A 17,400-nucleotide genomic window follows, 5' to 3' on the forward strand; every position below is an offset into this window, starting at 1 on the left:
CTGTAAAGAGCGACTATGAAAATAATTATATTGGGTGCTGGTCAAGTTGGCGGCACACTCGCTGAAAATTTAGCCGATGAAGCAAACGATATTACAGTCGTGGATACTAACGGTGATCGTTTGCGAGAACTACAAGACAGGATAGATATTCGAACCATTCAAGGCCATGCCTCTTTTCCTAACGTGCTACGGCAAGCTGGTGCAGATGATGCGGATATGCTGGTAGCTGTCACTAACAGTGATGAAGTGAATATGGTAGCCTGTCAAATTTCTTATACCTTATTTCGTACTCCCACAAAAATTGCTCGTATCCGTCAAACGTCTTATTTAAATCAGTCCGAACTATTCAAAAACGATGTCATTCCTATCGATGTACTGATTAGCCCAGAACAAGTCGTCACAAACTATATTCAACGCTTAATTGAACACCCAGGGGCCTTACAGGTACTTGATTTTGCCGGTGGCAAAGTACAGCTGGTAGCAGTAAAAGCCTATTACGGCGGTCCTCTTGTTAAACAAGAGTTACGCTTCCTTCGTGAGCATATGCCTTCCGTTGATACCCGTGTCGCGGCTATTTTTCGTCGAGGCAAAGCCATCATGCCTGAAGGATCAACAGTCATCGAAGCCGATGATGAAGTTTTTTTTATTGCTGCACGAAAACACATTCGCGATGTTATGAGTGAGTTAAGACGACTGGATAATGTCTATAAGCGAATTATTATTGCTGGGGGTGGAAATATTGGTCAGCGCTTAGCGGAGTCTATTGAGAACCGATATAACATAAAAATTATAGAGCGTGATTTATCTCGCTGTCATTTCTTGTCTCAACTACTCAATAAGTCAATTGTCTTCCATGGTCATGCATCAGACCGAGAGTTATTACTTGCAGAAAATATTGAAGAGACAGATATATTTTGTGCTTTAACGAATGACGATGAAGCCAATATTATGTCAGCGATGCTGGCCAAACGTTTAGGCGCAAGGAAAGTCATGGCGTTAATTAGCAATCCAGCTTATGTTGACCTCGTTCAGGGTGGAGAAATTGATATTGCCATCTCTCCCCAAATGGCAACAATTGGCAGCTTATTAACCCATGTGCGTCGTGGTGATGTTGTTAATGTCCACTCATTAAGAAGAGGCGCGGCAGAAGCCATTGAGGCTATCGCCCACGGGGATGCCAAAAGCTCAAAGGTTGTTGGTCGCACCATAGGGGAAATTGAGTTACCTCCAGGCACATCGATTGGTGCTATTGTTCGCAAAGAACAAGTCTTAATTGCTCATGATCATATTGAGATTGAATCTGATGATCATGTCATTTTATTTGTAACCGACAAACGCCGTATTAAAGAAGTTGAGCGTCTATTCCAAGTGGGCCTCACATTCTTCTAGCGTAAAGGACTACTTTTAAGGCAAGCATGCGCTTTTCTATTATCATTAAAATTCTTGGCATTTTGCTCATGCTTTTTAGCTTTACACTATTGCCTCCAGCAATAGTGGCTAAATGGTATGGTGAGCAAGAGGTGGCCATTTTTGGGTATGCCTTCCTTATCACACTAGTAACTGGTTTTATAAGCTGGGCTCCAGTCTGGAAAGTGAAACAAGAGTTACGAATTCGTGATGGATTTTTGGTCACAGTTTTATTTTGGACAGTGCTAGCCACCTTTGGAACACTGCCATTATATTTAATGACCAACCCTCAACTGTCGTTTATTGATACACTTTTTGAGTCATTGTCTGGACTGACCACAACAGGTGCGACAGTTATAACCAACTTAGACACCCTGCCGAAATCTATTTTATTCTATCGCCAGCAACTTCAGTGGCTTGGCGGTATGGGAATAATTGTTCTTGCTGTGGCAATTTTACCCATGCTGGGTATTGGAGGCATGCAGCTTTATCGGGCAGAAACACCCGGCCCAATCAAAGATACTAAGCTAACACCGCGAATTACAGAAACAGCTAAGGCGCTGTGGTATATCTATTTATGTTTAACCCTAGTCTGTTTCCTTGCTTACTGGTTAGCTGGAATGAGCTTGTTTGACGCCATTTGTCACAGCTTTTCGACGATCGCAATTGGTGGATTTTCTACACATGATGCCAGTTTAGGCTACTTCAATAATAGTACTATAGAAGCCATCGGTATTATCTTTATGACCCTGGCAGGTATTAATTTTGCGCTCCATTTTTTTGCCTGGAGGCACAGAAGTGTAAAACATTACCTAAATGACTCAGAGGTCAAGCTCTATCTATGGTTACTTATTTCAATAAGCTTTGTCGCCGTTATCGTTTTATATTTTGATTCTCCCTACAACCTTTCAGAATCAATCCGTTATGGTGTTTTTGAAGTTGTATCCATCGCAACAACCACAGGGTTTGGCACTGCAGACTTTTCAATTTGGCCACACTTTTTACCTTACTTACTCTTTTGGACTTGTTTTGTTGGGGGCTGTGCGGGATCAACTGCGGGTGGTATCAAAGTGATTCGTGTTCTATTGATTTTTAAACAGGGTATACGAGAAATTCAAAAGCTTCTTCACCCCAATGCCATTGTGCCGATTAAACTTGGAAAAAAAGCATTGCCTGAACGTGTTATTGAAGCCGTCTGGGGTTACTTTTCTGTTTATGTGTTTATTTTTATCGCGTTTTTCTTGACAATGCTGGCTCTGGGTTTGGATTTACCCACATCTTTTTCAACCGTTGCATCCTGTATGAATAACTTAGGGCCTGCTCTTGGTGATGCAGCAGCAAATTATGCAGATCTACCTGATGCAGCAAAATGGATTCTTTGTTTAGCAATGTTATTAGGTCGCTTGGAGATTTTCACATTACTTGTATTATTTTCTCCATCATTTTGGCGACGTTAAGAAGCTATATGGACAGCCTGCTATTTTTTATGAAGGGATAAGCGTTTCCCTTACCTTAAATTCATATGAAGTGACTAAGTCAATACTGAACAAGTTAATATATGATATCTAACAAGTGAAACAGGCTGTTTCACTTATAGTGTAATACAACTGATTTAGATCGTTAATTTACCTTAAGCTTATCGACCTATGAGGTCTAATCTATAGGGAATATGCTGATAAATATAATAAACAATTCTTCAGGAGCTGGACATGAATGAGTTTAAAAATATTCTGGTAGCCATTACTCACACTCATTACAACAATGATGAAGTCGACAAGGCCATTAAACTTGCAAAAGCAAATAATGCAAAACTCACTATTGCAGCAATAGATGAACCGATCTCTCGCCTGGCCGAACTGGCTATGGAAACAAAGTTAAAACGACTATTTACTCACCAGTTAGATGAAGTGGTTAATGAGTTTCGCAATAAAATAACTCAAGCGGGTATTAGTAACTTTGATACCCGAATTCTTTGGGGCAAAGCTTATACCGAAATTACACGACTGGTTCAAAAAGAAAGTTTCGATTTAGTCATCAAGCTAGCTGACCCTTTTGTTAACTTTAGCCGTAAAAAGCTAACGGGAGATGACCTTAACTTATTACGAAAATGCCCTGTTCCTGTTTGGTTACTGGTCGATACTGGAACACACACCGGTGATGTGAAGAAAATATTAGTGGCTATCGACTCTGACTTTGACAACGATGAGCGAGTCAATCTTAACAAACGGCTGCTCAACTATGCTGATTATCTATATAAGATGGAGCAGGCTGAAGAGCTTCACATCATACAAGTATGGAGCCTATATGGTGAAGAGCGATTAAGAGGACCATTTATTAATCTTCCCGAAGAAGAAATTGATGAAATGCTCGAAAAGACCCGCAGTGAAAATGAACGAGCAATGAACAACTTAATCAGTGCAGAAGGAATGGATAAACCTGGTGTTATCCCACACCTCATCAAAGGGAGTGCCTCCGTTGAAATACAACGCCTCGCTCAAAAAGAAGATGTTGATATGATTGTGATGGGTACAGTGGGTCGAACAGGTCTTGCAGGATTCGTCATAGGTAATACGGCTGAAAACGTACTTAATGAAGCAAGTTGCTCTGTGTTAGCGGTAAAACCAGAGGGTTTTGCCGCTCCTACCATAAAATAGCTTATACAACGAGAACACTATCAAGTAACCTCAATCCTATAGAGGGTTTTGCAGCCCTCTATAGATGAGTAAGAAGAAATACCAACCAACTTTGGTACATGGATTGCCAATCACACAAAAGTCTCCAAGCAAGAAACGTTTATGAAAGTAGCTACTTTCACTTTCATGTAATGCAAGTATTTGGGGCTTTCTCTATATTTTCATACTCATAACACGCTATAATCCCGCTCATTTTTCCATCGCATAATGCTATTACCGAGGTGGTATTGTGGCTAAGCAGAATTCACCAGACATCAGTACATTTCAGGGATTGATCCTAGCACTCCAAGAGTACTGGGCAAACCAGGGCTGTGTTATTTTGCAACCATTGGATATGGAAGTAGGTGCAGGCACATTTCACCCAGCCACCTTCCTACGTGCTATTGGTCCTGAGCGCTGGAGTTCTGCTTATGTGCAACCCAGTCGTCGGCCTACTGATGGTCGTTACGGTGAAAACCCAAACCGATTACAACATTACTATCAATTTCAGGTTGTCATAAAACCTTCTCCAGACAACATTCAAGAACTTTATCTCGGCTCGCTGAAAGCCTTGGGAATCGATCCACTGGTTCATGATATTCGCTTTGTTGAAGACAATTGGGAATCCCCCACTCTAGGTGCTTGGGGGCTTGGCTGGGAAGTCTGGCTTAATGGTATGGAAGTCACTCAGTTTACTTACTTTCAGCAAGCAGGTGGCATAGAGTGCTATCCCGTAACAGGTGAAATTACCTACGGTTTAGAGCGTATTGCAATGTATCTGCAAGAAGTGGATACCGTATATGACCTAGTATGGACTGATGGCCCATTAGGTAAAATAACTTATGGCGATGTTTTCCATCAAAATGAAGTGGAAATGTCGACGTTTAACTTTGAACATGCTGACACAGAGGAATTATTCAAACAGTTTGACTTCTTTGAACGAGAAAGTCAGCGCCTCGTCGACTTAAACTTGCCTCTTCCCGCTTATGAGTATGTATTGAAGGCTTCTCACACATTTAACCTGTTGGATGCCAGGCACGCCATTTCAGTGACAGAAAGACAACGCTTTATTTTGCGTGTACGTACACTGGCTCGAGCTGTTGCCCAAGCTTATTTCAACACACGTCAAGCATTGGGCTTTCCTCTCGCTGATCCATCTATTCGCGCAGAAGTTCTGGCTAAATCTCACGAGGAACAAAAGTAATGGCAAAGCAAGATTTCTTAGTTGAGCTGGGAACCGAAGAGTTGCCACCTAAGGCTTTACAGTCACTTTCCATTGCCTTTGCCAACGGGATTATTGATGGCTTAAAAGCGGCCAACCTGAAGTATGCTAACCACCAAGTATTTGCGACTCCACGCCGATTAGCACTGCTTCTTAACCAGCTAGAAGTTCAACAGCCTGATCAGGAAGTAGAGCGAAGAGGTCCTGCACTTACAGCAGCGTTCGATGCTGACGGAAAACCGACAAAAGCAGCAGAAGGTTTTGCTAGATCCTGCGGTACAACTGTGGATAACTTGGATACATTAACTCAAGGGAAAAATGCCTGGTTAGTTTATCGTACAGTACAAAAGGGCTCTAAAGCATCGACCCTACTACCATCAATTGTGGATAAATCTGTTGATAGTTTGCCAATACCCAAGCGTATGCGTTGGGGGGCAAAGCGCGATGAATTTGTCAGACCTGTGCAGTGGCTCGTCATGATGCTAGGACAAGATGTCATCAACTGTGAAGTATTAGGTCAACACGCTAGCAACATAACTTATGGGCACCGTTTCCACTGTGGTAAACCTTTACAACTGAAAGCACCACAGGACTATGCTGAAGTACTCAAAGCACAAGGCTCTGTCATAGCCGACTTTGCTATGCGAAAAAAACTAATTCATCAACAAATTGAGGACTTAGCCAAAACAATCTCTGGCCATGCTGTCATTGATGAAAGCTTATTAGATGAGGTAACCGCTCTGGTTGAATGGCCTGTTGCGCTGTTAGGTTCATTTGATGAGCGTTTTCTGGCAGTACCCGCTGAAGCGCTCATCTCATCAATGAAAGGTCACCAAAAATATTTTCATTTAGTTGATAAAAACCAACAGTTGTTACCTAACTTTATCACTATCAGCAACATTGAAAGTAAAGACCCCAGCCAGGTCATTTCAGGTAATGAAAAGGTAATACGTCCTCGCCTGGCTGATGCAATGTTTTTCTTTGAAACAGATAAGAAAAAGACTTTATTTGATTTCAGAGAAAAACTTAAACCTATTGTATTTCAAGCAAAACTAGGCAGTGTTTTTGATAAAACCGAACGCGTAGCCAAACTAGCAAGTTACATTGCCACTATCATAAATGGTGATGCAGAACTGGCTTTACGTGCAGGTCAGTTATGCAAGTCAGACCTTGCTTCAGAAATGGTGCTGGAATTTCCAGAACTACAAGGCACTATGGGCTACTATTATGCCCAAAATGATAATGAGCATACTGAAGTTGCAAGCGCTCTATGCGAGCAATATATGCCTAGATTTGCTGGTGATCAGGTACCCACCACTACGACAGGTGCAGCACTCGCGATTGCAGATAAGTTAGATACCCTAGTAGGTATTTTCGCGATTGGTCAGCTCCCTACAGGAACCAAAGATCCATTTGGTTTACGTCGTGCAGCTTTGGGTATTCTTCGTACCATTATTGAAAAATCGCTTGATTTAGATTTATTAAGCTGTATTCAAAAAGCGATCGAACTTCATACTGAAAACAACTCAAAACTTAACACCACAGATGACTTACAAGAGCTTGTCTTTGAATTTCTGTTAGAACGTTTTAGAGCGTGGTACCACGATGAAGGTATAGCCGCAGAAGTGTTTTTAGCCGTTAAGGCACTCAAACCAGCTAAACCTTTAGACTTTGACCAGCGTATTAAAGCCGTTGCCCGCTTTACTGAGCTACCAGAAGCAGCTGCTCTCGCCGAAGCCAATAAGCGTGTTTCTAATATTTTGGAAAAACAAGGTAAAGCCTTTGCTGAGCAGCCTGTTAATAAAAAACTGCTTCAAGAAAAAGCAGAGCAGCAATTAGCTAAAGCGCTCAATAGCAAACGCCAAGAAGTTGCTCCACTCTTTCAACAACGCTCTTATACTGCAGCGTTAGAATCATTAGCATCACTTAAAGATAGCATTGACCACTTTTTTGATGATGTTTTGGTAAATGCCGAAGATACTGCATTACGTCAAAATCGTTATGCATTACTTAGAGAATTACGCACCTTATTTTTAGGCGTAGCGGATATTTCTCTATTAACCACTAAGTAAAAAAATAAAGCAGCTGTTTTGCAGCTGCTTTTTTCACACCAGAGCAGTTATGAGCAAGCTAATCATTCTCGATAGAGATGGTGTCATAAACCAAGATTCAGACAGTTACATTAAGACTGTCGAAGAATGGCAGCCGATACCAGGCAGTATTGAAGCTATTGCAAAACTTTCTCAAGCAGGTTATACGATTGCAGTTGCCACTAACCAATCTGGCATTGCTCGTGGACTGTTCTCAGAAAAAACATTACTGGCCATGCATGACAAACTCTTATCAATGGTTAATGATGCGAAAGGCAAAATAGAGTGTATTGTTTATTGCCCTCATGGACCCAATGACGCATGCGACTGCCGGAAGCCACAAATTGGCTTAATAAAAAAAATTGAGTCAACTTTAAAAACATCAGCCATCAATGCCTGGTTAGTGGGTGATTCCTTACGTGACATCGAAGCCGCTCAAAAAGCCGGTTGTAAACCTATATTGGTTAAGTCAGGTAAAGGTCTGCGCACATTAAAAGCAACACCAGCAATAAAGGCAGAAATATATGATGATTTGGCAGACTTTGCCAAAGCTCTTTTATCCCAGGACCACATAGCATGAAGGATAACACTATTATATTATTTTCCAGAACCATTTTATTTTATTTAGTACTATCAATATGGACATGTTTGTGGACAAGCTTTTTTATTTTAGTAGGGCTTGCTATCCCTCCACAAAAACGTCATGCCATTATTGTCAGTCCTTGGGCTAAAGTGGCTGTTTTTATATGTAAAATTATTTGTGGTATAACCTTTGAAATAAAAGGTAAAGAAAATATACCTAAAGATAGCTGTGTTATTATTAGTAACCACCAAAGCGCCTGGGAAACTTTTTTCCTTCAAACACTAATTAGTCCACAAAGTCAGGTAATAAAACGAGAACTTCTTTTCATTCCTTTTTTTGGCTGGGCTTTCTGTCTAGTGCAACCAATTGCTATAGACCGTAGTAATAGACGTCAATCGATGAAACAAATTTTGAAAAAAGGATCTAGCTTACTTAAAAAAGGCTATTGTGTTTTAATTTTTCCTGAAGGCACACGCAAACCATCAGGCCACTTAGGTAAATTTTCAACGGGTGGTGCAGTCTTAGCAGTGAATTCTGGTAAAAAAATTCTACCTATCGCACATAATGCTGGTGACTGTTGGCCACCAAAATCATTCATAAAACGCCCTGGTCATATTACTATTCATATAGGTAAACCTATTCCCACGGCAGGTCGTGAGTATAAAACCATTAATGATGAATGCCGCCAATGGATTTTTTCAGCATTAGACTCAACACGTAATGAAAGTGAAGCAGCCTGACTGCTTCACTACAGCTCTTATACTTTTATAAAAACCGTTTATGAAAACGTAAATGATCTTCGATAAAGGATGCTATAAAGTAATAGCTGTGGTCATATCCTGGGTGCAGCCTATATTCCAAAGGGTAGTCGATAGCATCACAAATATTTTTTAGTTGATCTGTTTTGAGTTGATTCACTAAAAATTCATCTTCACTACCTTGATCCACCAGCATTGGTAAATGACTGATATTCTCCTTTTTTAGAATACAACATGTATCGTATTCATCCCACGCTGAAATATTTTCTCCAAGATAATTTCGAAATGCTTTTTTACCCCAAAGAGAATCAGTTGGATTAACAATAGGTGCAAATGCAGATACTGATTTAAACTTGCCAGGATTTCTTAATGCAATCATCAATGCACCATGACCTCCCATAGAGTGACCACTAATACTCCAATCCTCACTTAATGGAAACTCCTTCATCACAAATGAGGGCAATTCATTCACAATATAGTCATACATTAAGTAATGTTCAGACCAAGGTGACTGTGTTGCATTGATATAAAAACCAGCGCCAAGCCCCAAATCATAGAGTCCATCAGGATCATCTGGAATGTCATTTCCTCGAGGACTGGTATCAGGCATGACCAATGCAATACCTAATTCTGCTGCAATACGCTGAGCCCCCGCTTTTTGTGTAAAATTTTCATCAGTACAAGTCAATCCTGATAACCAATATACAACAGGTACCGACTGCCCCATTAATGACTGAGGAGGCATATAAATAGAAAATGTCATCTGACAGTTTAATGTGGATGATTGGTGACTATAGCGTTGCTGATGTCCGTTAAAACAATAATTATCTGCCAGCTTTTCTAGTACCATGGCCAAACTCCTGATGGCTGGTTTTAATCTGTCTTACTAAAAGTGGATAACTGTTCGTATCGACTTACCTTCGTGCATTAAATCAAAAGCAGTATTTATCTCTTCTAATGGCAAAGTATGGGTAATAAATGTATCTATCTCAAATTCACCTTTTAAATACCTTTCTACATAATCAGGTAATTGAGATCTACCTTTTACACCACCAAATGCAGAACCTCTCCACACTCGTCCTGTTACTAATTGAAAAGGCCTTGTGCTTATTTCTGCTCCAGCTTCAGCAACACCAATAATAACAGACTCGCCCCAACCTTTATGACAACACTCCAATGCTGAGCGCATGACATCAACATTACCAATACACTCAAAGGAAAAATCCACACCGCCATCAGTCATATCAATGATCACTTCCTGAATAGATTTATCGTGTGACTTTGGATTAACAACATCTGTTGCTCCAAGCTGCCTTGCTATTGAAAACTTATCTTCATTAATATCTATAGCAATGATACGACTTGCTTTAGCCATACGAGCACCAATGATGGCAGATAATCCAACTCCACCTAATCCAAATACTGCTACTGTATCTCCCTCCTTAACTTTTGCTGTATTAATCACAGCCCCCATGCCCGTTGTGATACCACAACCAAGTAAACATACTTTTTCTAAGGGTGCTTCTTTACTAATTTTAGCAAGTGCAATTTCAGGCAAAACAGTATATTCAGAAAACGTTGAAGTCCCCATGTAGTGAAATATTGGCTTTCCATCTAGGTAAAAACGCGTTGTTCCATCTGGCATTAAACCTTGTCCCTGCGTACTTCGAATCGCCTGACAAAGGTTTGTTTTACCTGATTTGCAAAATTTACAAACTCCACACTCTGGTGTGTAAAGTGGGATTACGTGATCTCCAGGCTTTACACTGGTCACACCAGAACCAACCTGTTCTACAATACCAGCCCCTTCATGCCCTAAAATAGCAGGAAAAACACCTTCAGGGTCTTTTCCTGATAATGTGTAATCATCCGTATGACAAACTCCAGTTGCCACGATTCTTACTAAAACTTCTCCCTCTTTCGGGGGCATAAGATCCACAGTTTCTATGGACAAAGGTTTACCAGCTTCCCAAGCCACGGCTGCACGTGTTTTAATCATTTTGTAACTCACTCCATTTATACAGTGCACACATGTATCTTGTTAGATTATAAATTTTGAAAACATAAATTAACAACTAATGATTATACATAAACATAAGTATAAACTTATACAACTCGCATTTGAGTATATACTTGTTTAATTAATATAAAGTAAAGTTATCTACTATTTATAAAAATGGACTTTCATAACAACTAAGATAGCTCACAATATTCAGTGGTTAAAAAAGGACATTACATCACTTCGTTATAAATGAATACAGTTTCTATTTTTATAAATTTTTAAGGAGAATTTTAAAAGGTATTGGTACTAACAATTAATCGACCATAGCGAGAAGTAATCTTCAAAGAATAGGGTAGTTTTCACTGTGTTTCAGAGTCGAACCATTTATATTATAAACTTATCAAAATACATTTGTTAATCTATTCAATAAGCTTTTTAAATAAGCAATAGCTAAATCCTTAGTTTTATTTTTTAACATGTATCATTCATAGAAGAACACATTTATTTTATTTCAATGCGTATAAGACTCTTGATTTCAAGTAATAAATGCAATCCTTTATTAACAATACAAAATAATGTGCTGTTTAAAAATATAACTCTACTTTACTGATTACAGCAGAATAATACGCCTAACCCAAACCAATTCATTCCTTGAAAAGTTTTGTTTATCAAATTTATTTATTGCCTTTTGCCACTAAAACAAGCTTTTCTTAAATTATAAATTTAGCTTTCGTCTAACTTTAATAATTTTTAAATACCCCTTAAAAATCTCAATTAGATTGAGAACCTTTTAACTATTTATGATTTTTAATTAATTAATGATGAATTATTTTTTATCTTTTAAGCCTAATTTTCAAGAGGTATACGCATTATGGATAATAGAAAATCATATACTGAAAAAGAAATTTCTGACTTAAAAAACACTTTAAAATCAATGAAACAATGTACCCCAAAAAAACAGAAAAAATCTGCTTATGCAGTAATTACAACTCTAGAAGATGATATTAATGATCTCATCGAGCTAGGCTTTTCTTTAGATGAAATTTATCAACGCTTACAAAAACAAGAGTTTGATATTACGTTAAAAACGTTTAAAAGTTACTGGAAAAAAATCAATATTAATCCAAAACCACTGAATAATTCATCTAAGTCCATTCAAAAAGAGAAAACTCCTCTTACTTATTCGTCAAGAACACAAACAGACTTCGTTCAAGATATTCCAGATAATGAACTTTAAATAGGTAGTCGACTATGAGTAATATTATTTTTTTCCATGGCGATAAAGGCGGTGTTGGAAAATCCTTTGCTGCAAATTTATTTATTGACTTTCAAGTCAACCTAAAACAGGCCAAACCAATTGTAATTGATGCCGATTCAAGAAATCCCGATGTCGCTAGAGTTTGGCACAAACTAGTTGATGTTATACCTGTAAATTTACATCGTCATGAGGGTTGGATGGATCTGATGGATATAATGGCAGATAATCCAAAACTAGATCTTATTGTTTCATTACCAGCGGGTGTTGGTGGAGTCATTAGACGAGAAGCAGCTACTTTTAAAGAAGCACTTCGAACACTTAAACGACAGTTTATTCTATACTGGGTCATGAATAGATTGAAGGATTCAATTATTCTATTAAAAGAAGCACAGCAAGATCTAGGCGATATTACTTATAAAAAGGCAATAATAAAAAATGGATTTTATGGAGATGAAGATAAATTTTATCGGTGGGAAAACTCCCAAACACGACAAGAGTTTTTAAATACCGGCGGGGCTGAAATTTTCTTACCCGAGCTACATGAGCGTGTAACAGATAAAATTCATAATTTACCTTTTTCTCATGCTATTAGTAATTCCGACTTAAAATTCTCTGAAAAAAATGAGCTCCAGCGTTGGCTAGCTCATGCTCATAAAATTATTAATATTTAAAATTTTTTTATCTCACAAAAAAACCGGGCTACACAAAGTAACCCGGTTTTTTTAGGTTTATAATTTTTAAACGTCTAAGTTTGCAACGTTTAAAGCATTACTTTCAATAAAATCTCTACGAGGCTCGACCTGATCACCCATAAGTGTAGTAAAAATCTGATCCGCAGCAATAGCATCTTCAATGGTTACTTGAAGCATACGACGTGTATCTGGATCCATTGTCGTTTCCCATAACTGATCAGGATTCATCTCTCCCAACCCTTTATAACGTTGGATAGAGTGACGCTTAGTTGATTCATTCATGAGCCAAGTTAAGCCTTCATCAAAATTTGTTATGTTTTTCTTTCTTTCACCTTTTTGAATAAATGCAGATTCGCCAAGTAATCCTTGTAAAGCTTGGCCAAGTTCAACAATTAACCTGTAATCTTTTGAATTAAAAAACTCAAAACTAATGGTGTATTTATAGTCGACCCCATGATTAATCATCGTCAACTTTGGCAACCAATGATGATGTTCTTTATCTTCAAGTAAACTTACCTGATAAATTTTACCTTCACCAATCATAGAAGCTAACTGTTGTGAGAGCGTTTCAACCCACTCTTCCATAAAAGCTTTATCTCGTAAAAACTCTTCGTTTACAGGTTTTGAGTAAATTAAACGATCCAGTACTTCTTCAGGATAGAGTCGTGATAAACGTTCAATAGACTGTCTAACTTTACGATATTGCAGTACTAGCTTCTCTAACTGTTCACCCTGAATTGGCAAAGTATCTTCTGCTGTAAATAAACAAGCACCTTCTAGTGCAGAGTTCGTTAGATAACTACTTAAAGCTTCATCATCTTTAATATATTGCTCTTGTTTACCTCTCTTAACTTTATATAAAGGAGGTTGAGCAATAAAAATATGCCCTCTTTCAAGAATTTCGGGCATTTGTCTAAAAAAGAAAGTTAATAACAATGTACGTATATGTGATCCATCCACATCCGCATCAGTCATTATAATGATGTTATGGTATCTTAATTTATCAATATTAAATTCTTCCCGACCAATACCACAACCTAGAGCCGTAATTAACGTACCCACTTCTGCAGAAGAAAGCATTTTATCAAAACGAGCTTTTTCTACGTTCAGTATTTTTCCTTTTAACGGTAGTATTGCTTGAGTTTTTCGATTTCTACCTTGTTTTGCAGAACCACCCGCTGAGTCACCCTCCACAATATATAGTTCAGATAACGCAGGATCTTTTTCCTGGCAGTCTGCTAACTTTCCAGGTAAACCAGCAATGTCTAAAGCTCCTTTTCGACGAGTCATTTCTCTGGCTTTTCTTGCTGCTTCACGTGCTCTTGCAGCATCCACCATCTTACTTACAACAGCTTTTGCATCTTGCGGATTCTCAAGCAAATAATCATTAAGTGCTCGATTCATTTCCTGCTCAACAGCACTTTTTACTTCAGAAGAAACCAGTTTATCTTTAGTTTGTGAGGAGAATTTGGGATCAGGAACTTTAACAGAGACAATTGCAGTCAATCCCTCTCTAGCATCATCACCCGTTGTGTTTACCTTTTGCTTTTTCTGTACACTTTCATTATCAATATACTGATTCAATGTACGAGTAAGTGCAGCTCTAAATCCAGCAAGGTGTGTTCCGCCATCACGCTGAGGAATATTATTAGTAAAGCAAAAAATACTTTCTTGGAATCCATCATTCCACTGCATTGCTACTTCAACCCCAACACCATCTTCACGTTGGTGTGTAAAGTGAAATACTTTGTTTAATGGGTTTTTATTCTGATTTAAATATTCAACGAAAGCTTTTAGTCCACCATCATATTTAAAAACATCTTCCTTCGTTGTTCTCTCATCAAATAATCGGATTGATACCCCAGAGTTTAAGAAGGATAGCTCCCTTAAACGTTTAGCAAGTACATCATAACTAAAACTGATATTTGTGAAAGTTTCTTCTGAAGGATAAAACTGAACTTCAGAACCTGTTGTATCAGTTTCTCCAACAATAGTTAGTGGTGCTTTAGGGATACCATGTTCATAAATTTGTTCATGAACATTACCACTCCTGCGTATAGTCAACCTTAAGTATTTTGAAAGGGCATTAACTACTGAAACCCCAACACCATGAAGTCCACCAGATACTTTATATGTATTATCATCAAACTTACCACCAGCATGAAGAACCGTCATGATTACTTCTGCAGCAGAAACACCTTCTTCTTCATGAATATCAACAGGTATTCCTCTTCCATTATCTTTTACTGTTACTGAATCATCAGTATGGATAATGACATCAATCTCAGAGCAAAAGCCAGCTAGTGCTTCGTCAATCGAGTTATCAACTAACTCAAACACCATATGATGTAGCCCAGTACCATCATCAGTATCACCAATGTACATACCAGGCCGCTTACGAACTGCATCTAAGCCTTTCAATACTTTAATATTAGATGCATCGTAATTATTATCCGCCATATTTTATGCTCCTATACAAACATCGTTATGGCTGCATTTCTTTTACCTGACCATGTTCCACGTGGAACATTTTCACTTTAGACATATCTTTCCAACTATCAGCAATCAAAATATTATCTATTACTGTGATGAAAACCTGTGCACCACTACTTTCCAATAATTGGCAAATATTTTCTCTAAAGTGTTGATCAAGCTCTGAAGCCAGATCATCAATCAAAAAAATACAAGGTCTCTTTAACTGTTTTTGGAACAAAAGACCTTGAGCAATTTTTAAAGCACAAACAATAATTTTCTGTTGTCCTCTAGAGAGAACATCAGTTGCTAATTTATTACCTACTTTTATTTTCAAGTCTGCTTTGTGCGGTCCTAGGCTTGTATAACCTAATTTACTATCTCTTTGAAAATTACTAGTTAAAACTTCAGTGTATTCTTTGTCTTTATCCCAACCACGATAATAGGAAAGCTTTAGCTCTTTAATTTCAATTAATGTTTCTACTATCTGATTGAAAATATTTTTGAGTTGACTGATATAGTGTGATCTAAGTTGATCAACTTTTTCAGCATTTTCAATAAGAGATAAGTCCCATGCAGCAACTTGCGAATGGTTAATTGTACCATTTTTAAGCAGGTTATTCCTTTGTTTAAGTACCTTTCTCGTGTTTTTCCAATGAGTTAGAAAACTATGTTCCACGTGGAACACACCCCAATCAATAAACTGGCGTCGTAAAGAAGGAGACCCAGACACTAATTGAAAAGTATCAGGAGTAATGATTATTAAAGGTAATTTACAAGCAAGGTCAGCAACAGAGAACAGTCGTTTCCCTGCATACTTAATTAACAACTCACCATCTGTTAATCGTTGAATTCCAATCGGATAACCATCATCGAGTCTACCAAAAACAGTACAACAATTTACTCCGTGCTGAATAACAGGCTGGATTTTTGAGCTTCTAAAAGAACGAGCAAGACCAAGTAAATGTATAGACTCTAGTATTGAGGTTTTACCACTACCATTAATACCACAAATAATATTAATGGTAGAAGAGGGCTCAATGACCACCGACTTAAGGTTACGAACACCTACGATCTGAAGATGGTCAATAGGCATATTATAACCGCATAGGCATTACAACATATAAAGACTCGCCACCTTCAGAGTCTTCAACAAGTGCACTGCGATCAGGACCTGATAGAGTTATTTTCACAGACTTCCCAGATATAACAGAGAGAACATCAAGCAAATATGAAACATTAAAACCAATTTCTAAAGTTTCACCATCATAATCAACAGGAAGTTCTTCTTGGGCTTCTTCTTGTTCAGGGTTGTTTGCAATGATTGTCAGTTGGTTAGGTGCAAAAGTTAAACGGACTCCACGATATTTTTCATTAGAAAGTATTGCGGCCCTATTTAATGCTTGTCTTAGTAACTGCCTGTCAGCAATAACCTCTTTATCCCCACCTCTTGGTAAAACACGCTCATATTCAGGGAACTTTCCATCCACTAATTTTGAAGTGAATGTATAATCCCCAGTTACAGCACGCATATGATTTGAACCAAGCAAGATATCTACAGTTTCTGCTCCATCTGTCAAAATTCGTGCAAATTCTAAAATACCTTTTCTTGGAACAATTACTTGGTGTCTGTCATCAGTACTTCCATCACGCTGTAAGCTACTGGTACACATTGCTAACCGATGACCATCTGTCGCAACAGTCCTTACATGCTCATCCGTTAATTCAAGTAGCAAACCATTTAAGTAATACCGGACATCCTGTTGAGCCATAGCAAAACCAGTATTATCAATTAGTGAGCGAAGCATATGCTTATCAGCACTAAATGAAATGGAACCAGGATCTTCATCAATACTTGGGAATTCAGCTGCTGGAAGGGTAGATAAGGTAAAGCGGCTGCGGCCTGCTTTGACTATAACTCGCTGATCATCTTGTTTAAATTCAATAATGGCATCATCAGGTAAAGACTTACAGATATCCATTAACTTACGAGCGGGAACCGTGATTTCACCATCCTCTGCACCTTGCTGTAAATTAACACGGCCAATCAATTCAACTTCTAAATCAGTGCCAGTCAGTGATAAGCGATCACCTTCAACAACCATCAATACATTTGATAAAACAGGTAGAGTATGTCTGCGCTCAACTACACCAGTTACAAGTTGAAGAGGTTTAAGTAATGCTTCTCGAGTGACTGTAAATTTCATAATCCTGTTCTCTCGCCTTAACTAACATGGAGATTAA

14 protein-coding genes are annotated in these 17,400 nt (G+C 38.3%); 9 read left to right on the forward strand and 5 right to left on the reverse strand.

The window, feature by feature from the left end; genetic code table 11:
- Window positions 1-15 precede the first annotated feature (15 nt).
- The 7 genes from trkA to ACQ96U_RS17250 all read left to right on the forward strand — a co-directional run bounded on the left by trkA (window position 16) and on the right by ACQ96U_RS17250 (window position 8,714).
- Window positions 16-1,389, forward strand: coding sequence for a Trk system potassium transporter TrkA (trkA, locus tag ACQ96U_RS17220; RefSeq protein WP_431722500.1), 1,374 nt, complete (start codon window positions 16-18; stop codon window positions 1,387-1,389).
- Window positions 1,390-1,415: 26 nt separating this feature from the next.
- Window positions 1,416-2,864 carry a TrkH family potassium uptake protein gene (locus tag ACQ96U_RS17225; RefSeq protein WP_431722501.1) on the forward strand — a complete coding sequence of 483 codons (1,449 nt, stop codon included), beginning with the start codon at window positions 1,416-1,418 and terminating at the stop codon, window positions 2,862-2,864.
- A gap of 252 nt (window positions 2,865-3,116) precedes the next feature.
- Window positions 3,117-4,061 carry a universal stress protein gene (locus ACQ96U_RS17230; protein WP_431722502.1) on the forward strand — a complete coding sequence of 315 codons (945 nt, stop codon included), beginning with the start codon at window positions 3,117-3,119 and terminating at the stop codon, window positions 4,059-4,061.
- Between the two features lie 268 nt (window positions 4,062-4,329).
- A complete protein-coding gene (glyQ, locus tag ACQ96U_RS17235; protein WP_431722503.1) occupies window positions 4,330-5,283 on the forward strand; it encodes a glycine--tRNA ligase subunit alpha in 954 nt (317 codons plus the stop codon).
- Window positions 5,283-7,373, forward strand: a complete 2,091-nt coding sequence (glyS, locus tag ACQ96U_RS17240; RefSeq protein WP_431722504.1) for a glycine--tRNA ligase subunit beta — start codon at window positions 5,283-5,285, stop codon at window positions 7,371-7,373. Before glyQ ends, glyS begins: the two co-directional genes overlap by 1 nt.
- 49 nt (window positions 7,374-7,422) lie before the next feature.
- Window positions 7,423-7,971: a D-glycero-beta-D-manno-heptose 1,7-bisphosphate 7-phosphatase gene (gene gmhB / locus ACQ96U_RS17245; protein WP_431722505.1), complete on the forward strand. Its 549-nt coding sequence runs from the start codon at window positions 7,423-7,425 to the stop codon at window positions 7,969-7,971.
- Window positions 7,968-8,714: a lysophospholipid acyltransferase family protein gene (locus ACQ96U_RS17250; RefSeq protein ID WP_431722506.1), complete on the forward strand. Its 747-nt coding sequence runs from the start codon at window positions 7,968-7,970 to the stop codon at window positions 8,712-8,714. Before gmhB ends, ACQ96U_RS17250 begins: the two co-directional genes overlap by 4 nt.
- Before the next feature lie 25 nt (window positions 8,715-8,739).
- Here ACQ96U_RS17250 and fghA read toward each other — a convergent pair whose 3' ends face one another.
- Both fghA and ACQ96U_RS17260 read right to left on the reverse strand, forming a co-directional pair.
- Complete coding sequence (gene fghA / locus ACQ96U_RS17255; protein WP_431722507.1) at window positions 8,740-9,582, reverse strand: S-formylglutathione hydrolase; 843 nt, start codon at window positions 9,580-9,582, stop codon at window positions 8,740-8,742.
- 36 nt (window positions 9,583-9,618) lie between these two features.
- A complete protein-coding gene (locus tag ACQ96U_RS17260; protein WP_431722508.1) occupies window positions 9,619-10,731 on the reverse strand; it encodes an S-(hydroxymethyl)glutathione dehydrogenase/class III alcohol dehydrogenase in 1,113 nt (370 codons plus the stop codon).
- Window positions 10,732-11,605: 874 nt separating this feature from the next.
- On the opposite strand from ACQ96U_RS17260, the gene ACQ96U_RS17265 reads away from it, so the two are divergent.
- On the forward strand, window positions 11,606-11,971 hold the full coding sequence (locus ACQ96U_RS17265; RefSeq protein WP_431722509.1) for a hypothetical protein: 366 nt from the start codon (window positions 11,606-11,608) through the stop codon (window positions 11,969-11,971).
- A gap of 14 nt (window positions 11,972-11,985) precedes the next feature.
- A complete protein-coding gene (locus tag ACQ96U_RS17270; protein WP_431722510.1) occupies window positions 11,986-12,663 on the forward strand; it encodes a hypothetical protein in 678 nt (225 codons plus the stop codon).
- A 66-nt stretch (window positions 12,664-12,729) separates the two neighbouring features.
- Here ACQ96U_RS17270 and gyrB read toward each other — a convergent pair whose 3' ends face one another.
- The 3 genes from gyrB to dnaN are packed head-to-tail and all read right to left on the reverse strand — an operon-like array spanning window position 12,730 to window position 17,363.
- Window positions 12,730-15,144 (reverse strand): DNA topoisomerase (ATP-hydrolyzing) subunit B, encoded by a 2,415-nt coding sequence (gene gyrB / locus ACQ96U_RS17275; protein ID WP_431722511.1) that lies wholly within the window; start codon window positions 15,142-15,144, stop codon window positions 12,730-12,732.
- A 25-nt stretch (window positions 15,145-15,169) separates the two neighbouring features.
- On the reverse strand, window positions 15,170-16,252 hold the full coding sequence (gene recF / locus ACQ96U_RS17280) for a DNA replication/repair protein RecF (protein ID WP_431722512.1): 1,083 nt from the start codon (window positions 16,250-16,252) through the stop codon (window positions 15,170-15,172).
- A gap of 1 nt (window position 16,253) precedes the next feature.
- Entirely contained in the window at window positions 16,254-17,363 is a 1,110-nt protein-coding gene (gene dnaN / locus ACQ96U_RS17285; RefSeq protein ID WP_431722513.1) for a DNA polymerase III subunit beta, read from the reverse strand.
- Window positions 17,364-17,400 lie beyond the last annotated feature (37 nt).

Origin of the sequence: Zooshikella sp. RANM57, from assembly GCF_050749885.1 — a bacterium.
In the GTDB taxonomy this organism is placed as follows: domain Bacteria; phylum Pseudomonadota; class Gammaproteobacteria; order Pseudomonadales; family Zooshikellaceae; genus Zooshikella.